The organism is Roseateles sp. FW305-36 (assembly GCF_058787015.1).
The window spans coordinates 73,260-89,572 of sequence record NZ_JBYSZK010000021.1; the positions used below are offsets into that span (position 1 = coordinate 73,260).

Genomic DNA, 16,313 nt, shown 5'->3' on the forward strand with positions numbered 1-16,313 from the left:
GACCTCACTTGCGGGTCGTCAGGCGGCGCGCGCGCACCACCTGGTAGGGCCTGAAGACATAGAACACCGAGGCCAGGCCGCTCCAGACGTGCACCAGGCGGGTGAAGGGGAAGACCAGGAAGACCGTCATGCCCAGCACCATGTGGACCTTGTAGGGCCAGGCCAGGGCCACCAGGCCGCTGGCGTCGGGCCTCAGCGTGACGATGCGCTGCGCCCAGTCGGACAGCACCAGCATCACCGAGCCGTCGCTGTGCGCCAGCGAGAAGGGCAGCGTGAGGAGGCCCAGCGTCAGCTGCAGCCACAGGATCCACAGCAGGGCCAGGTCGCTGCGGTGGCTGGTGAGGCGCACGCGGTCATCGGTCATGCGGCGCCAGATCAGCATGCTCAACCCGATGAAGCAGGCCGTGCCGGCGATGCCACCCGCGACGATGGCCAGCATCTGCTTGTTGCCGGCGCTGATGAGGTGCTCGTAGACGGCGTGCGGGGTCAGCATGCCCACCGTGTGACCCACCAGCAGGAAGAGCACCCCGGCATGAAAGAGATTGCTGGCCCATTTCAGGCCGCGGCCGCGCAACAGCTGGGAGCTGTCGCTCTTCCAGGTGTATTGGTCACGGTCGAAGCGGGCCAGGCTCCCCAGCAGGAAGACGGCCAGGCAGATGTAGGGGTAGACGACGAACAGGAAGTTGTAGACGGCGCTCATGCCTGGGCTCCCGGTTGATTGGTGCTGGCGTGCTTGCGCACGAAATGGATGGGCTGGACGTCAGGCCGCGACTGGCCGGCACTGGAGCAGCCGCCGAAGGCCTCCGGCTCGGCCCAGGCCTCGTCGAGCTCGGGTTCGGGCGGGATGTCCACGGCCTCGGCACGCTCGCCGGCCAGCTCCAACAGGGCAGCGAGTACGGCGGCATAGGGCGTCTGGCGGCGTTGCAGCGCGCTGAAGATGGCGCGGGCGATGTGGGCCGTCTCGGCCAGGAAGTCGCGCGCCTCGCGCGGCGGCTGGGTGCTGGCGTACTCCAGCACCACGGCGAGGTGGTCGGGCAGTTCGCCGGGCGCGAGGAAGAGGCCGGCACTTTCATAGGTCTTCTGCAGGTCGACCATGGCCGGACCGCGGTCGCGCGAGTCGCCGTGGATGTGTTCGAACAGGTGCAGGGCGGTGCCGCGGCCGCGGTCGAAGAGGTCGACGAACTCGGCCTCGACGGTGAAGGGGTCATCGCGTTGCAGGCGCTGCAGCAGCGCGCAGAGCTCGGCGATGCGAGCGGCCGGCAGCGCAGCCTCCAACTTCAGCGCCTGCTGCAGTTCGGTCACTGCGGCACGGAAGTCGGCGTCCGGGTAGCGCAGCAGCGCAGCGAGCACGCGCAGGGTGTAGACGGCGGGCGTAGGTGTGTTGAACATGGTGATGCCCTCCTCAGCCGTTCACCTTGATGGGGATGGTGCGGCGCTTGGGCGCACCGAACAGGCTCAGTTCGGTCTCGCCGTCGGAGCAGCCGTTGCCGAAGCTGAAGCCGCAGCCGCCGCGCACGTCGAAAGCGTTCTCGGCGTATTCGCGATGGGTCGTCGGGATGACGAAGCGATCCTCGTAGTTGGCGATGGCCATCACGCGATACATCTCTTCCACGTCGGGTGCGAGCAGGCCGACCTGGTCCAGCACGGCGCGGTTCTCGACGCCGTCGACATGCTTGCCGCGCTGGTAGGCGCGCATGGCCAGCATGCGTTCCAGCGCCCTCTCCACCGGCCAGGTGTCGCCGGCCGTCAGCAGGTTGGCCAGGTATTGCACCGGGATGCGCAGCTGCTTGACGTCGGGCAGCTCGCCCACGGCGCCGAGCTGGCCGGCGTTGGCGGCGGCGCTGATGGGCGACAACGGCGGCACATACCAGACCATGGGCAGGGTGCGGTACTCGGGGTGCAGCGGCAGGGCCACCTTCCAGTCCACGGCCATCTTGTAGACGGGACTGTTCTTCGCGGCTTCGAGCCAGTTGTCGGGAATGCCGTCGCGCCGTGCCTGGGCGATGACTTCGGGGTCATGCGGGTCCAGGAAGAGGTCGAGCTGGGCCTGGTAGAGGTCCTTGTCATTGGGCGTGGCGGCGGCCTCGGCGATGCGGTCGGCGTCGTAGAGCAGCACACCCAGGTAACGGATGCGGCCCACGCAGGTCTCGGAGCAGACGGTAGGCTGGCCGGCCTCGATGCGCGGGTAGCAGAAAATGCACTTCTCGGCCTTGCCGCTCTTCCAGTTGTAGTAGATCTTCTTGTAGGGGCAGCCCGACACGCACATGCGCCAGCCGCGGCACTTGTCCTGGTCGATCAGCACGATGCCGTCTTCCTCGCGCTTGTAGATCGAGCCCGAGGGGCAGGACGCGACGCAGGCCGGATTCAGGCAGTGCTCGCACAGCCTGGGCAGATACATCATGAAGGTGTTCTCGAACTGGCCGTAGATGTCCTTCTGGACATCGTCGAAGTTCTTGTCCTTGCTGCGCTTGCTGAACTCGCCGCCGAGGATCTCTTCCCAGTTCGGACCCCACTCGATCTTCTCCATGCGCTGGCCCGTGATCAGGCTGCGCGGCCGGGCCGTCGGCGCGTGCTTCATCTCGGGGGCCGAGTGCAGGTGGTCGTAGTCGAAGGTGAAGGGCTCGTAGTAGTCGTCGATCTCCGGCAGGTTGGGGTTGGCGAAGATCTTCATCAACAGCTTCCACTTGCCGCCCTGGCGCGGTTCCAGCGTGCCGTCGGCTTTGCGGATCCAGCCGCCGTTCCAGCGGTCCTGGTTCTCCCACTCCTTGGGATAGCCGATGCCCGGCTTGGTCTCGACGTTGTTGAACCAGGCGTACTCGACACCGGGGCGGCTGGTCCAGACGTTCTTGCAGGTCACCGAACAGGTGTGGCAGCCGATGCACTTGTCCAGGTTCAGCACCATGCCGATCTGTGCGCGAATCTTCATTGCGTCCTCCTCGTTCAGCGGTTGTCGACCAGCGCCTGCTCGCGCGGCGTGTCGAGCCAGTCGACCTTGTTCATCTTGCGGACGACGACGAACTCATCGCGGTTGGTGCCGATGGTTCCGTAGTAGTTGAAGCCGTAGCTGTACTGCGCGTAGCCGCCGATCATGTGGGTGGGCTTGGTGACGATGCGCGTCACCGAGTTGTGGATGCCGCCGCGCACGCCGGTGATCTCGCTGCCGGGCGTGTTGATGATCTTTTCCTGGGCGTGATACATCAGCGTCATGCCCGGGTTGACGCGCTGGCTGACCACCGCGCGGGCCGCGATGGCGCCGTTGATGTTGAAGAGCTCGACCCAGTCGTTGTCCTCGATGCCGGCTCGTTTGGCGTCGTCCTCGCTCAGCCAGATCACGGGCCCGCCACGGTTCAGCGTCAGCATCAGCAGGTTGTCGCTGTAGGTGCTGTGGATGCCCCACTTCTGGTGCGGCGTGATGAAGTTCAGCGCGATCTCCGGGTGGCCGTTGGGCTTGATGCCCTGGATACCGGCCGTCGTCTTCAGGTCCACCGGCGGGCGGTAGGTGGTGAAGCCCTCGCCGAAGGCCCGCATCCAGGCATGGTCCTGGTAGAACTGCTGGCGGCCGGTCAGCGTGCGCCATGGGATCAGTTCATGGACGTTGGTGTAGCCGGCGTTGTAGGAAACCTTCTCGCTCTCCAGGCCGCTCCAGGTCGGCGAGCTGATGATCTTGCGCGGCTGGGCCTGCACGTCGCGGTAGCGGATCTTCTCGTCCTCGCGGTGCAGGGCCAGGTGCTCGTGGTCGCGGCCGGTGAACTTGGACAGCGCGTCCCAGGCCTTGACGGCGACATGGCCGTTGGTCTCGGGTGCCAGCTGCAGGATGACCTCGCAGGCGTCGATGTCGCTGACGATGCGGGCGCGTCCCGCGGCGTCCACGCCGTTGAGCTCGGCGAGCTGGGCGACTTCCGTCTTGGTGTCCCAGCCAATGCCCTTGCCGCCGTTGCCAAGCTTGTCCATCAAGGGGCCGAGCGAGGTGAAGCGCTCGTAGGTGGCCGGGTAGTCGCGCTCGACGACGGCGATGGTGGGCGCCGTCTTGCCGGGAATCAGCTCGCACTCGCCCTTCTTCCAGTCCTTGACGTCGAAGGGCTGGGCCAGCTCGGCCGGCGTGTCGTGCATCAGCGGAGCCATGACGACTTCCTTCTCGACGCCTAGATGGCCGACGCAGACCTCACTGAAGGCCTTGGCGAAGCCCTTGTAGATCTCCCAGTCGGAGCGCGACTGCCAGACCGGGTCCACCGCCGCGGACAGCGGGTGGATGAAGGGGTGCATGTCGCTGGTGTTGAGGTCGTTCTTCTCGTACCAGCTGGCGGTCGGCAGCACGATGTCCGAATAGAGGCAGGTCGTGCTCATGCGGAAGTCCAGCGTCACCAGCAGGTCCAGCTTGCCCTGCGGCGCCTGGGCATGCCAGCGCACCTCGAGGGGCTTGGCGTCATCGGCACCGAGGTCCTTGCCCTGCACACCGTTCTCGGTGCCCAGCAGGTGCTTGCAGAAGTACTCGTGGCCCTTGCCGCTGGAGCCCAGCAGGTTGGAGCGCCAGACGAACATGTTGCGCGGCCAGTTCTGCGGCGCGTCGGGGTCCTCGCAGCTGAGCTGCAGCGAGCCATCGCGCAGGCCCTGCACGACATAGTCCTTGGGCGCCATGCCAGCGCTGGCGGCGTCCTTGGCGACCTGCAACGGGTTGGTCTTGAGCTGGGGCGCGCTGGGCAGCCAGCCCATGCGCTCGGCGCGCACATTGCAGTCGATCATGCTGCCGTTGAACTCGGCGCGCTCGGCCTCGGTCGCCAGCGGCGACAGCACCTCGTCGACACCCAGCTTCTCGTAGCGCCACTGGTCGGTATGGGCGTAGAAGAAGCTGGTGCTGTTCATCTGGCGCGGCGGGCGGATCCAGTCCAGCGCGAAGGCCAGGGCCGTCCAGCCGGTCTGCGGGCGCAGCTTTTCCTGGCCCACGTAATGCGCCCAGCCGCCCCCGCTCTGGCCGATACAGCCGCACATCATCAGCAGATTGATGACACCGCGATAGTTCATGTCGCAGTGGTACCAATGGTTCATCGCGGCGCCGATGATGATCATGGACTTGCCGCGGGTCTTGTGCGCGTTCTCGGCAAACTCGCGCGCCACGCGGATGACCTGGGCGCGCGGCACGCCGGTGATGGCTTCCTGCCAGGCCGGCGTGTAGGGGGCGTTGTCGTCGTAGCTGGCGGCACCGGAGCCGAAGCCGCGGTCGATGCCGTACTGCGCGGCCTGCAGGTCGAAGACGGTGGCGACGACGGCCTCGCCGTCCTGGGTCTTCAGCCGCGTGGCTGGCACGCGGGCGCGGTGGCTGACGCCGTCCTGCTGCGGGTTGGGCGTGAAATGTTCGCTGGCGCTGCCGGCGAAATAGGGAAAGGCGACGTCGACGATCTCGTGCGCCTGCTCGCCGTCCTCGACGAGGGAGAGCTTGAGCATGACGTCGCCACCGCCCTGCGCCTCCTTGGCCTCGAGGTTCCACTTGCCGGCGTCGTCGCGCCCCTCGGCGCCCCAGCGGAAACCGATGGAGCCATTGGGCAGCACCAGGCAGCCGCGGGCGTCATAGGCCAGCGTCTTCCACTCGGGGTTGTTGCTCTGGCCCATCTGGCCGGCCAGGTCGCTGGCACGCAGATAGCGGCCGGGCACGCGGGTCTTGCGGCCGTCTGGCAGGGTGTGCTCCTCCAGCAGCACCAACAGCGGCAGGTCGGTGTAGCGGCGCGCGTAGTCGTCGAAGTACGGCGAGCGCTGCTTGAAATAGAACTCGTTGAGCGCGACGTGGCCCATGGCCATGGCCAGGGCCGCGTCGGTGCCCTGCTTGGGATGCAGCCACAGGTCGGCCAGCTTGGCGACCTCGGAGTAGTCGGGCGTCACCGCCACCGTCTTCGCGCCCTTGTAGCGCACCTCGGTGAAGAAGTGGGCGTCCGGCGTGCGCGTCTGCGGCACGTTGCTGCCCCAGGCGATGATGTAGTTGCTGTTGTACCAATCGGCCGACTCCGGCACGTCGGTCTGCTCGCCCCAGATCTGCGGGCTGCTCGGCGGCAGGTCGCAGTACCAGTCGTAGAAGCTCATGCAGACGCCGCCGATCAGGCTCAGGTAGCGGCTGCCGGCCGCGTAGCTGACCATGGACATGGCCGGGATGGGCGAGAAGCCGATGACGCGGTCCGGACCATGCTGCTTGATGGTGTAGACATTGGCCGCGGCGATCAGCTGGTTGACTTCGTCCCAGGTCGAGCGCACGAAGCCACCCATGCCGCGCATCTGCTGGTAGTCGCGCCGCGCCGACTCGTCGGCCTGGATCAGCGCCCAGGCGTCGACCGGGCTCCTGGCCACGGCCAGGGCCTCGCGCCAGCGCTTCAGCAGCCGGCCGCGCACCATCGGGTACTTCACGCGGTTGGCGCTGTAGAGATACCAGCTGTAGCTCGCGCCGCGCGCGCAGCCGCGTGGCTCGTGGTTGGGCAGGTCGGCCCGCGTGCGCGGGTAGTCGGTCTGCTGGGTTTCCCAGGTGACGATGCCGCCCTTGACGTAGATCTTCCACGAGCAGGAGCCGGTGCAGTTCACGCCGTGGGTGCTGCGCACGATCTTGTCGTGGGCCCAGCGGTTGCGGTAGGCGTCCTCCCAGGTGCGGTCTTCACCGGTGCTGACGCCATGGCCGCCGGCAAAGACTTCCTTGGGCAGCTGGAAGGCCGTCAGTCGATCCAGGAAATGAGACATCGATTTCTCCGTTAGCAAGACAGGGGGGCGCCCCGACGGCCGTAGAACCACCAGCAGATGGCCATGCAGCTCAGGTAGAACGCCAGGAAGCAATAGAGGGCGGCCTGCGGGCCGCCGGCCAGCGCGATGGCGCTGCCGAAACTCTTGGGGATGAAGAAGCCGCCGTAGGCCCCGACGGCCGAGCACAGGCCGAGGGCCGCGGCGCCCTGGGCCTGGGCCTCGCGCAAGGAGCCGCGCCCCCAGCGCGCTTCGCGCAGAAAGCCCAGAGGCACCATGCGGAAGGTGCTGCCGTTGGCGATGCCGGCGGCGACGAACAGCAGCACGAAGCTGGCGACGAAAAGGGCGGCACCGCCCTCCCCGCCCAGGCTGGCGAGCACGCCGCCTATGCCGAGGGCCATGGCGCCGAAGCAGGCCAGGCTGATGCGGGCGCCGCCGCAGATGTCGGCCGCCCAGCCGCCCAGCGGCCGCGCCAGCGCGCCGAGCACCGGCCCCATCCAGACAAGTTGCTGGGCGCTGTCCAGGCCGGGGAACTGGCTGCGCAGCAGCAGCGGGTAGGCCGCTGCGAAGCCGATGAAGCTGCCGAAGCTGCCCAGGTAGAGCCAGCTCATCAGCCAGCTGTGACGGCGCGTGAAGAGCTGGGCCTGCTCGGTCATGCCGACGCCGCTGGCCGGCAGGTCATCCATGCCGAACCAGGCGGCCAGGCTGGCCAGCACGATCAGTGGCAGCCAGACCAGGCCGGCATTGGCCAGGGCCGGCAGGCCGAAGACGCCGCTGCCGATGACCAGGGGCACGGCCCACTGCACCAGCCCCACGCCGAGATGACCGAAGCCGGCACCCAGGCCCAGGGCCACGCCCTGTTCGCGGGCCGGGAAGCAGGCGCTGATATGGGCCATGCCGCTGGCGAAGTTGGCGCCGCCCAGACCGCACAGCAGGGCCAGGACCACCATCCATTCATAGGGCGTAGCGGGGTCCTGCACCGCCAGCGCAATGCCGCTGGTGGGCAGCAGCAGGCTGGCCGTCGACAGCGCCGTCCAGCGCCGGCCGCCGAACCAGGGCACGGCGAAACCGTAGAAGATGCGCAGCGTCGCGCCGCACAGGGCCGGCAGCGCGCTCAGCCAGAACAGCTGGTTGGTGCTGTAGCGAAAGCCCGCCGCCGGCAGGTGCACGACAAGGACGGACCACAGCATCCACACCGCGAACGACAGCGCCAGCGAGGGGATGGCGAAGCCCAGGTTGCGCAAGGCCACAGCGCGACCGCGGTCGACCCAGAAGTCGGGATCCTCCGGGTTCCAGTGAAGGGGCAGGGACAGGGTCTTGCTCACGAAGAGCATGGTCTGCGGCGGGGCGGCTGATGCCCATCCACCACCGGTCGGGGGGAGGTGGCGCGGAAGGATGAGCCCCCAGAGGGCTGCCATCGTTCGTCAGAACTACCGGCAGCGGGCACCCTTTGTTCCTATATTTCGTCGACGATTTGAATTGAGCGAAAAAACGGAACAAACTACCGTCCATGCTTGCCGATACCCATACGCAACGCATCCTTGACCTTGCCCAACGCAAGGGGCTGCTTCGCACCGGCGACCTGAAAGCCATCGACGCTCCCCGGGTCATGCTGACACGCCTGACTGCTGCTGGCCTGCTCGACAGGGTGGGCCGCGGTCTCTACCGCCTGCCCAGCCATCCAGGCTCCGAACATGAGGGCCTGGCTGCGGTGGCAACCAAGGTGCCGCAGGCCGTGTTCTGCCTGCTGAGCGCTCTGCAGTTCCACGAACTGACCACGCAGCTGCCACGGCAGGTCTGGATCGCTATGCCGCGCGGCAGCCATGCCCCGCGCATCGACCACCCGCCGATCAGGATGGTGCAGATGACCGGTGATGTCTATGCCGAAGGCATAGAGACCGTCGAACGCGACGGCATCAGCCTACGCGTCTACGGTATCGCCAAGACCGTGGCGGACTGCTTCAAGCACCGCAACAAGATCGGGTTGGACGTGGCGCTGGAGGCGCTGAAGGAAGTACACGCGAAGCAGCTGGCCTCGCCGGACGAGCTGTGGCGCTACGCCAAGCTGTGCCGCGTCGCCAATGTGATGCGTCCGTACCTGGAGGCGGTGGCATGAGTCAGGTCGCAGCGTCGGTGCGTGCCCGCCTCCTCAACGTCGCCAAGGCGCAGGGCTCGGACTTCAACCAGGTGTTGGTTCGCTTTGCCCTTGAGCGCATGCTCTACCGCTTGGCCGAATCGGCACACGCGGATTGCTTTCTGCTCAAGGGCGCGCTGCTGTTCACTCTCTGGTACCACATGCCGCACCGGGCGACACGCGACGCCGATTTGCTGGGCTTCGGCGCCAGCGACCGGGAATCGGTGGCACAGCGGTTCCGCGAGATCGCTGCCGTCGTCGTCGATGACGGCATCGTGTTCGATCCGGCCTCGGTCGCCGTCGAGGATATTCGCAAGGAGGCCGGCTACGGTGGCGTCCGCGTGTTCGTCATTGGCGATCTGGCAAAGGCGCGCTGCAAGGTGCAGATAGACATCGGCTTCGGTGATGCCGTGACGCCTGGCCCAGTGGAAGCGGTCTACCCGGTTCTGCTGGACGACCTGCCGGCGCCTCGGCTCCGGGTCTATCCGGCTTACACCGTCGTTGCAGAGAAACTGCATGCGATCGCGCTGCTAGGTATGGCGAACAGCCGACTAAAGGACTACTTCGACCTGTCGGTGCTGCTGACGCGAGAAACGCTCGACGCCGGCCTGCTGGCGCAGGCGATCAAAGCCACCTTCGAAAGGCGCGGCATGGCTGTGCCAACCGAGCCGCCGGTCGGACTTACTGAGGAGTTCGCTGAGGATGCTTCGCGCCAGACGATGTGGCTGTCGTTTGTAAAGAAGAACGGGCTCGATGCAGAACCGCTGGAGACCGTCGTGGAAAAACTGCACTTGGCATTGGTTCCCGCACTTAGGCGAGCCGCTGCATAACGGCCCTACCGTATCCACGACACGCCCGCCAAGTGCAAGGAACAAAAAGGCGAGGCCTGAGCGCCCCCCGGTGAACTGCCCTGCAATGACCGACGACTGGTGCAGCGCACGTCATGGGTTGCGGATCTCCGCCCCACCGCGCAGATAGAACCACCAGTTCAGGACAAGGCAGACCGCGTAGAAGGCCGCGAAGCCGTAGAAGGCCAGCTGGGGTGTGCCGGCCTTGATCTGCTCGCCGATGAGCACCGGCGCGATGAAGGCACCGTAGGCGGCGACGGCCGAGGTCCAGCCCAGCACGGGGCCGGCCTGGGTGCGGTCGAAGATGACGCCGACCGAGCGGAAGGTCGAACCGTTGCCGACGCCGCTGGCCGCGAACAGCAGCACCATCAGGCCCATGAAGGCCGGGAAGTACTGCTCCGGTGTGGCCGAGCCATAGGCCTGCTGCATAACGTAGCCGACGGCCACCGACGCGAACACCATGACGGCCGAGATGACCTGGGTCACGATGGAACCGCCGACCTTGTCCGAGATCCAGCCGCCGACGGGCCGCACGGCGGCGCCGACGAAGGGCCCGATCCAGGCATAGGTCAGTGCGGACGGCGCGTTCGGGTTCTTCAGCGTGTGCGTGAGCACGCCCGCGGCATCGGGCACATGCTGGAAGCCGAAGATGACCGTGATGGCCAGCGGCAGCGCCATGGAGAAGCCGATGAAGCTGCCGAAGGTGACGACGTAGAGGGCCGTCAGGCTCCAGGTGTGCTTGTTGCGGAAGATGGCGAACTGCTTGGCGACGTTCTCCTTCATGGCGCCGAAGGCGGCCAGCCGCATGACGAGCAGGGCCGCAACGATGTCCAGCGGGATGGCGACCCACATGTTCAGCAGGCCCAGGCCCGTCGGTGCCGGCAGGTAGAGATAGAGCATGCCGATGGACGGCACGAAGGCCAGCGAATACAGGTAGGTAATCTTCAGGAAGGCCACCAGCGGCGAGCCGGACTGCGGGGTCACTGTCTTGAGGTTGTTCATGCCGAACCAGCACAGCGCCGCCAGCGGTACCAGGGACAGCACCCAGGCGAAGCCGGCGTTCTGGATCCAGGTCGCGGTGCCCGCGGGAATCTTGCCGAAGATCCAGCCGCTGGCCTTCACCAGCGTCATCGAGTCGCCGGTCAGGCCGAAGAAGCTCATCGTCATCACGAGCGGGATGACGATTTGCATCGTCGTCACGCCGAAGTTGCCCAGGCCCGCATTCAGGCCCAGGGCCGTGCCCTGCAGGCGCTTGGGGAAGAAGGTGCTGATGTTGGACATCGACGACGCGAAGTTGCCGCCGCCCACGCCCGACCACAGCGCCATCAGCTGGAAGACCCACAGCGGCCACTCCGGGTGCTGCAGGGCCACGCCGGTGCCGATGGCCGGCGCCAGCAGCATGGCGGTGGTGAGGAAGATGGTGTTGCGTCCACCCGCCATGCGGATGAGGAAGGAGGCCGGGATGCGCATGGTGGCGCCGGAGATGCCGGCGATGGCCGTCAGCGTGAACAGCTGGGCCTGGCTGAACGGAAAGCCCAGGTTCAGCATCTGCACGGCGATGATGCCCCACATGCCCCAGACGGCGAAGCCGCACAGCAGGGCCGGGATGGAGATCCACAGGTTGCGGTAGGCGATGCGCTTGCCGGTGCTCTCCCAGAAGGCGTCGTCTTCAGGTCGCCAGTCTTGGATATCCGCGCCGCTCGTCGGAACGGCCGCGTTCGGGTTCTTGCTCATGATTTGTCCTCGTGGGAGTCAGGCCGGCTGTACGCCATGGCCCATGACGTCGGTGCGACGCACCTCGGTCCAGTACATCCAGATCAGCGAGACCCAGACGACGCCGTACATCAACATGAAGGCGCTGGAGCGCACGCCGGTGAGGTCCAGCAGCACGCCGAAGAGGATGGGCAGCACGAAGCCGCCGAGGCCACCGGCCAAGCCGACGATGCCGCTGATGGCGCCGATATTGCCGGGGTAGTCGTCGCTGATGTACTTGAAAACCGAGGCCTTGCCGAAGGCGAAGGCCACGCCCAGCACGGCCAGCAGACCGGTGAAGGCGTAGACGTTCAGGCCGATGTGGAAGGTGCGCGCGCCGGCGACGGTCATCACGGTGAAGTCGGTCTGCGGATAGCTGAGCAGGAAGAGGCAGATCCAGCTCACCCACATCACCCACCAGGTCACCCTGTGGGCGCCGAACTTGTCGGACAGCAGGCCGCCGATGGCGCGCAGCACGCCGCCCGGCAGGCTGAAGCAGGCCGCCAGCAGCGCGGCGACGCGGATGTCGAGACTGAACTCGCCGACGTAGTACTGCACCATCCACAGCGCCAGCGCCACGTAGCCGCCGAAGACGATGCTGTAGTACTGGCAGTACTTCAGCACGCGCGGATCCTTCAGGGCCTTGAGCTGATCACGGAAGCTGACGTTGCTAGTGACGAGGTGGGCCGGGTTGCTGTGGCTGAACAGCCAGAACAACACGACGGTGCCGGCCATGATGGCCGCGTAGACCTGGGGCACCAAGGTCCAGCCGAAGCTGACGAGCAGCACCGGAGCGACGAATTTGTTGACCGCCGAGCCCGAGTTGCCGGCGCCGTAGACGCCCATGGCCATGCCCTGGCGGCTCTTGGGGAACCAGCGCGCCACATAGGGCGTGCCCACCGAGAAGGAGCCGCCCGCCAGGCCGACGAAGAGGCCGATGGCGAGGAAGTGCCAGTACTGCGTGGCATAGGCCATCAGCCAGATGGCGGGCACCGTGGCCAGCATCAGCAGCGCCAGCACGATGCGGCCGCCGTAGCGGTCCGTCCAGATGCCCAGCGGCACCCGCACCAGGGAACCGGTCAGCACCGGCATGGCCGTCAGCAGGCCGAACTCGGTGGCGTTGAGGCCCAGCTGCTTCTTGATCGGGATGCCGATGACGCCGAACATCATCCACACCATGAAGCAGACGGTGAAGGCCAGGGTGCTGACGATCAGCACCGACCAGGCCTTGCGGTCGACGGGGGGCGCAGTCATGCGATTTCCTCCTCAGTGGCGATGAGCCACTGTCCCGCGCGGCCAGCACGCCGCACATTCGCCGGAGGATCAGCGCGACACCCGTCGCTGGGAGGACGAGGGCCTTGGCGGCCTCGTCCGAAAGGACTAGGTGCGCTGCTGTGTGACCAGCACGGCAGCCTGCACGCGCGAGTCGAGGTCCAGCTTGCGCAGCAGATGCTGCACATGGATCTTGACCGTCGTCTCGGCGATGCCGAGCTCGCGGGCGATCTGCTTGTTGGAATCGCCGCGGGCGATGAGGTCGACGATCTCGCGCTCGCGCGGCGACAGCGTGGCCAGCGGATCGGGCGGCGGCGGCGCGACGGCCTCGGCCTCGTGGCGGAAGGCCGTGGCCAGCTTGCCGGCCATCTCGGCGCTGAAGCTGGACACGCCTCGCACGGCGCGCTCGATGGCCTGGGTCAGCTCCTGGTTGTCGGCCGTCTTCAGCAGATAGCCGCAGGCGCCGGCGCGCAGGGCCGCACCGAGGTCGGCCTCGGACTCGCTCATCGTCAGCATCAGCACCTGGCAGCCGGGCGCGGCCGCCTTCAAGGCCGGCAGGGCCTGCACGCCGCTGACGCCGGGCAGATGGTTGTCCAGCAGGATGACCTGGGGCTGCAGCTCCGTCGCCAGCCGCTCGGCGGCACCGGCGTCACCTGCTTCGCCGACGACCAGCAGCCGCGGCTGCGTGGCCAGCAGCGCGATGAGGCCGCGGCGGAACAGGGTGTGGTCGTCGACGACGAGGACGCGGATGGGATCGCTGCTGGCGCTGCTCATGGCGTGACGGCCTCGGATTCGGGAAGGGAGACGCGCACGCGGGTGCCGGCGCCGGGACGGGAATCGAGCTGCACGGCGGCGCCGACCTTGGCGGCGCGCTCCTTCATGATGCGCAGGCCCACATGGCTGTCGTCGGGGGCATCGGCCTCGGCATCGAAGCCGCAGCCGTCGTCGTGGATCTCGATCTGCCAGTGCGGCTGATGGGCCAGGCGGATCTGCACCTGCCGGGCCCGCGCATGCTTGCGCACATTGGACAGGGCTTCCTGCACGACGTGCAGCAGCTGCACCTGCACATCGGCCGGCAGCGGCGCGCCGTGGCCGTCGACCTCCAGCTCGGCCTGCACGCCGCTTTGCAGGCGGAACTTCTGCAGCGTCTGCTGCAAAGCCGGCAGCAGGTCGTCGCCATCGGTGCGGGTGCGGAAATGCATCAGCAGCGCGCGCACGTCGGCCGTGCTTTCCTTCAAGCCCAGTTCCAGCTCCTCCAGCAACCTCGCGGCCTTGGCCGGCTGGCCGCCCTGCTGGGCGTCCTTCAGCAGCTGCAGCTGGATCTTCATGAAGGCCAGGCTCTGCGCGATGGAATCGTGCAGCTCGCGGGCCAGCATGCCGCGCTCGTCGGCCACGGCAGCCTCGCGCTGCAGGGCCTCATTGCGCAGGCTGTCCATGGCGCTGGAGAGATGGCTGGCCAGACTGTCGAGCAGCTCGCGGTCGGCCGCGGCGAGGCTGGGCGTCTCGCGGTAGAGCAGGTCGATCTCGCCCATCGTGCGGCCCTGCACCGTCAGCGCCACGTTGACGAGGGCGACGAAGCTGGCCTTGGAGCAATGCGACTCAGCCTTGCCGTCCAGCGCGATGGGGATGACGCGGGCCCGCGGCGGCGGGCTGCCGCAATGGCAGGCTCCGGGCACCAGGCAGCGCTCGGCATCCACCATGGCCGGCGGCAGGCCCTGCGAGGCCAGCAGAACCAGGCGCTGCTCGCTGGTGTCCAGCCAGCGCACGGCGACGGCGTCGGCGCAGGCCACCCGGCGCACGCGCTCGCCGAAGCCGGCCGCCAGCTCGCGCTGCGAATGGGCGCCGGCCGCGAAGGCCGCGGCTTCGTAGAGGGCGGCCAGGCGGTGCTGCTCCTGGCGCAAGTCTGCCGTCTTGGCCCGCACTTCATCCTCCATGCCGCGGTAGACGGCCTGCAGCCTCTCCGCCATGCGGTTGAAGCCCCGCGCCAGCTCGCCGAACTCGTCCTGGGCGTCACCGGGAATGCGCGTGCCCAGCGTGCCCTGCTCGAGGGCGTTCAGGCCACGGCGCAACCGGTCCACCGGCGCGAACACGACCAGATGCGAGGCAAAGAGAAACACCACCGAGGCCGCGATGGCCAGACCGACGAGGGCCAGCTGCACCGCCGACAGCAGCGAACTCCAGGCCGCCATGCGGGCCTCGACGGCATCGACCAGCAGGTCGACACGGCCCACCAGGGCTGCGGCCTGTTCGCCGCTCGGCGCGGGCACCCCGTCCGTCGCCGCGGCGGTCAGCGTGCGCCAGTCCTCGGTCACGGCGCGGTAGGCGGCCTGTGTCCTCTCGTCGCGCGGCAGGAACAACGGCCGCGCGGGGTCGCCGCTGAGCAGCTGCCGCAGCGCCGACTCATAGGCACGCGCCTGCGACTGCAGCTGTCCCCGGTCACCGGTGGCCGCCAGATGGGCCATGCGCCAGGTCTGCATGCGCAGCCGCCCGGCCTCGTTGACCGCCGCCGCGCCGCCCTCCAGCTGCCAGCCTATCCACAGCGTCAGGCCGATGGCGGTCAGGCCGATGGTCAGCAGCGTAGCGCCAACGATGCCGATCTTGGTGGCGAGACGGGCGCGGTTCCAGGGAATGAACATGCCGGGGATTCTGAGCAGGGCCCGTCCCGCGCGACTTGATGCGCCTCAAACCTTGAGCCGGTTTGCCTTGCATCAAGGTCCCCTGGGCGCCGCGATGGCACGCTGGGGCATGGCCAAGAAGTTTCCGATCAAGCCCGCCAATCCCGAGCGCATCTGCTGGGGCTGCGACAAATACTGCGCGGCGGATGCCCTGCAGTGCGGCAACGGCAGCGTCGCGACGCCCCACCCGTCGGAACTGTTCGGCGACGACTGGATGGACTGGGGACTGGACGCTGAAGACGGCAAGCCGGCGCAAGACGCCGGCACAGGGCGCTGAGGGTCAGCTGGCCAGCGCACCCGCGGCGGCGTGCCGCTTGACGGGCCGCAGCATGAAGACGGCGGGGTCGCGCGCGCAATCCAGCAGCAGATGACGGACACGCTCCAGCCAGAGCCGCGCCAGCTCGATTTCCTCGGCGCTGCTGGCACGTCCGTCGGCGCAACGCTTGAGCAGGGGCTCGAGGGCCGGGTCGGCGGGCAGCTGGTTCATGTCGACGCCGGCATCGACGGACTCTCCCGTGTCCAGCCGCGTGAAGCGCAACAGGTCGAGCAGCTCGGGTTTGCTGCGGATCAGGCCGGCCCGGCCGAAGCGCCCCGCGATGCCCTTGAAACCGGAGTTGCCGGCCGCGCCCGTCAGCATCTGCACGACCGTCGCGATGACGCCGACGCTGCCCGACCTGGCGTCGTCACGGAACTCGACCTTAATACCGCCGCGCTGCGGCAGGCTGCCCGGGTAGAGGTGCTCGAGCGCCAGATAGGTCAGCCAGTAGGCCGTGGCGACAGTGGGGCAGGCATGGCCCGCCAGCCTGACGGCATCGCGGAAGCCGTATTCCAGCTCGCCGTCCTCGGCGCAGCCCAGCAGCCGCGCCAAGGGGTCCTGCACCCGGAGTCGGGGTACCTCATCGAAGAATTGCGGCATGTTCATGG

13 protein-coding genes are annotated in these 16,313 nt (G+C 67.6%); 3 read left to right on the plus strand and 10 right to left on the minus strand.

Going from position 1 to position 16,313, the window contains the following annotated elements; genetic code table 11:
* Positions 1 to 4 precede the first annotated feature (4 nt).
* From narI to AC3WOE_RS28045, 5 genes are read right to left on the minus strand one after another with little or no spacing between them, the layout of a single operon-like run.
* Positions 5 to 700 (minus strand): respiratory nitrate reductase subunit gamma, encoded by a 696-nt coding sequence (narI, locus tag AC3WOE_RS28025; RefSeq protein ID WP_492695326.1) that lies wholly within the window; start codon positions 698 to 700, stop codon positions 5 to 7.
* The gene (gene narJ, locus AC3WOE_RS28030) at positions 697 to 1,389 is read right to left on the minus strand and encodes a nitrate reductase molybdenum cofactor assembly chaperone (RefSeq protein WP_492695328.1); all 693 of its coding nucleotides are present in this window, start codon (positions 1,387 to 1,389) and stop codon (positions 697 to 699) included. The genes narI and narJ overlap by 4 nt, the downstream gene beginning before the upstream one ends.
* Before the next feature lie 13 nt (positions 1,390 to 1,402).
* Positions 1,403 to 2,926 carry a nitrate reductase subunit beta gene (narH, locus tag AC3WOE_RS28035; protein ID WP_492695330.1) on the minus strand — a complete coding sequence of 508 codons (1,524 nt, stop codon included), beginning with the start codon at positions 2,924 to 2,926 and terminating at the stop codon, positions 1,403 to 1,405.
* Between the two features lie 14 nt (positions 2,927 to 2,940).
* Positions 2,941 to 6,711, minus strand: coding sequence for a nitrate reductase subunit alpha (locus AC3WOE_RS28040; protein ID WP_492695332.1), 3,771 nt, complete (start codon positions 6,709 to 6,711; stop codon positions 2,941 to 2,943).
* 11 nt (positions 6,712 to 6,722) lie between these two features.
* The gene (locus AC3WOE_RS28045; RefSeq protein ID WP_492695334.1) at positions 6,723 to 8,042 is read right to left on the minus strand and encodes an MFS transporter; all 1,320 of its coding nucleotides are present in this window, start codon (positions 8,040 to 8,042) and stop codon (positions 6,723 to 6,725) included.
* Between the two features lie 176 nt (positions 8,043 to 8,218).
* On the opposite strand from AC3WOE_RS28045, the gene AC3WOE_RS28050 reads away from it, so the two are divergent.
* Positions 8,219 to 8,824: a type IV toxin-antitoxin system AbiEi family antitoxin domain-containing protein gene (locus tag AC3WOE_RS28050; protein WP_492695335.1), complete on the plus strand. Its 606-nt coding sequence runs from the start codon at positions 8,219 to 8,221 to the stop codon at positions 8,822 to 8,824.
* A complete protein-coding gene (locus tag AC3WOE_RS28055) occupies positions 8,821 to 9,672 on the plus strand; it encodes a nucleotidyl transferase AbiEii/AbiGii toxin family protein (RefSeq protein WP_492695337.1) in 852 nt (283 codons plus the stop codon). Before AC3WOE_RS28050 ends, AC3WOE_RS28055 begins: the two co-directional genes overlap by 4 nt.
* A gap of 111 nt (positions 9,673 to 9,783) precedes the next feature.
* Here the strand turns inward: AC3WOE_RS28055 and AC3WOE_RS28060 are convergent, their stop codons facing one another.
* The 4 genes from AC3WOE_RS28060 to AC3WOE_RS28075 all read right to left on the minus strand — a co-directional run bounded on the left by AC3WOE_RS28060 (position 9,784) and on the right by AC3WOE_RS28075 (position 15,350).
* Positions 9,784 to 11,424 (minus strand): MFS transporter, encoded by a 1,641-nt coding sequence (locus AC3WOE_RS28060; protein ID WP_492695339.1) that lies wholly within the window; start codon positions 11,422 to 11,424, stop codon positions 9,784 to 9,786.
* 18 nt (positions 11,425 to 11,442) lie between these two features.
* Positions 11,443 to 12,696, minus strand: a complete 1,254-nt coding sequence (locus AC3WOE_RS28065; RefSeq protein WP_492695341.1) for an MFS transporter — start codon at positions 12,694 to 12,696, stop codon at positions 11,443 to 11,445.
* Between the two features lie 126 nt (positions 12,697 to 12,822).
* A complete protein-coding gene (locus AC3WOE_RS28070; RefSeq protein ID WP_492695343.1) occupies positions 12,823 to 13,488 on the minus strand; it encodes a response regulator in 666 nt (221 codons plus the stop codon).
* A complete protein-coding gene (locus AC3WOE_RS28075; RefSeq protein WP_492695344.1) occupies positions 13,485 to 15,350 on the minus strand; it encodes a type IV pili methyl-accepting chemotaxis transducer N-terminal domain-containing protein in 1,866 nt (621 codons plus the stop codon). The genes AC3WOE_RS28070 and AC3WOE_RS28075 overlap by 4 nt, the downstream gene beginning before the upstream one ends.
* Positions 15,351 to 15,459: 109 nt before the next feature.
* On the opposite strand from AC3WOE_RS28075, the gene AC3WOE_RS28080 reads away from it, so the two are divergent.
* Positions 15,460 to 15,666 (plus strand): DUF3079 domain-containing protein, encoded by a 207-nt coding sequence (locus AC3WOE_RS28080; RefSeq protein WP_492695401.1) that lies wholly within the window; start codon positions 15,460 to 15,462, stop codon positions 15,664 to 15,666.
* A 3-nt stretch (positions 15,667 to 15,669) separates the two neighbouring features.
* Here AC3WOE_RS28080 and AC3WOE_RS28085 read toward each other — a convergent pair whose 3' ends face one another.
* Positions 15,670 to 16,311, minus strand: coding sequence for a hypothetical protein (locus AC3WOE_RS28085; protein ID WP_492695345.1), 642 nt, complete (start codon positions 16,309 to 16,311; stop codon positions 15,670 to 15,672).
* Positions 16,312 to 16,313 lie beyond the last annotated feature (2 nt).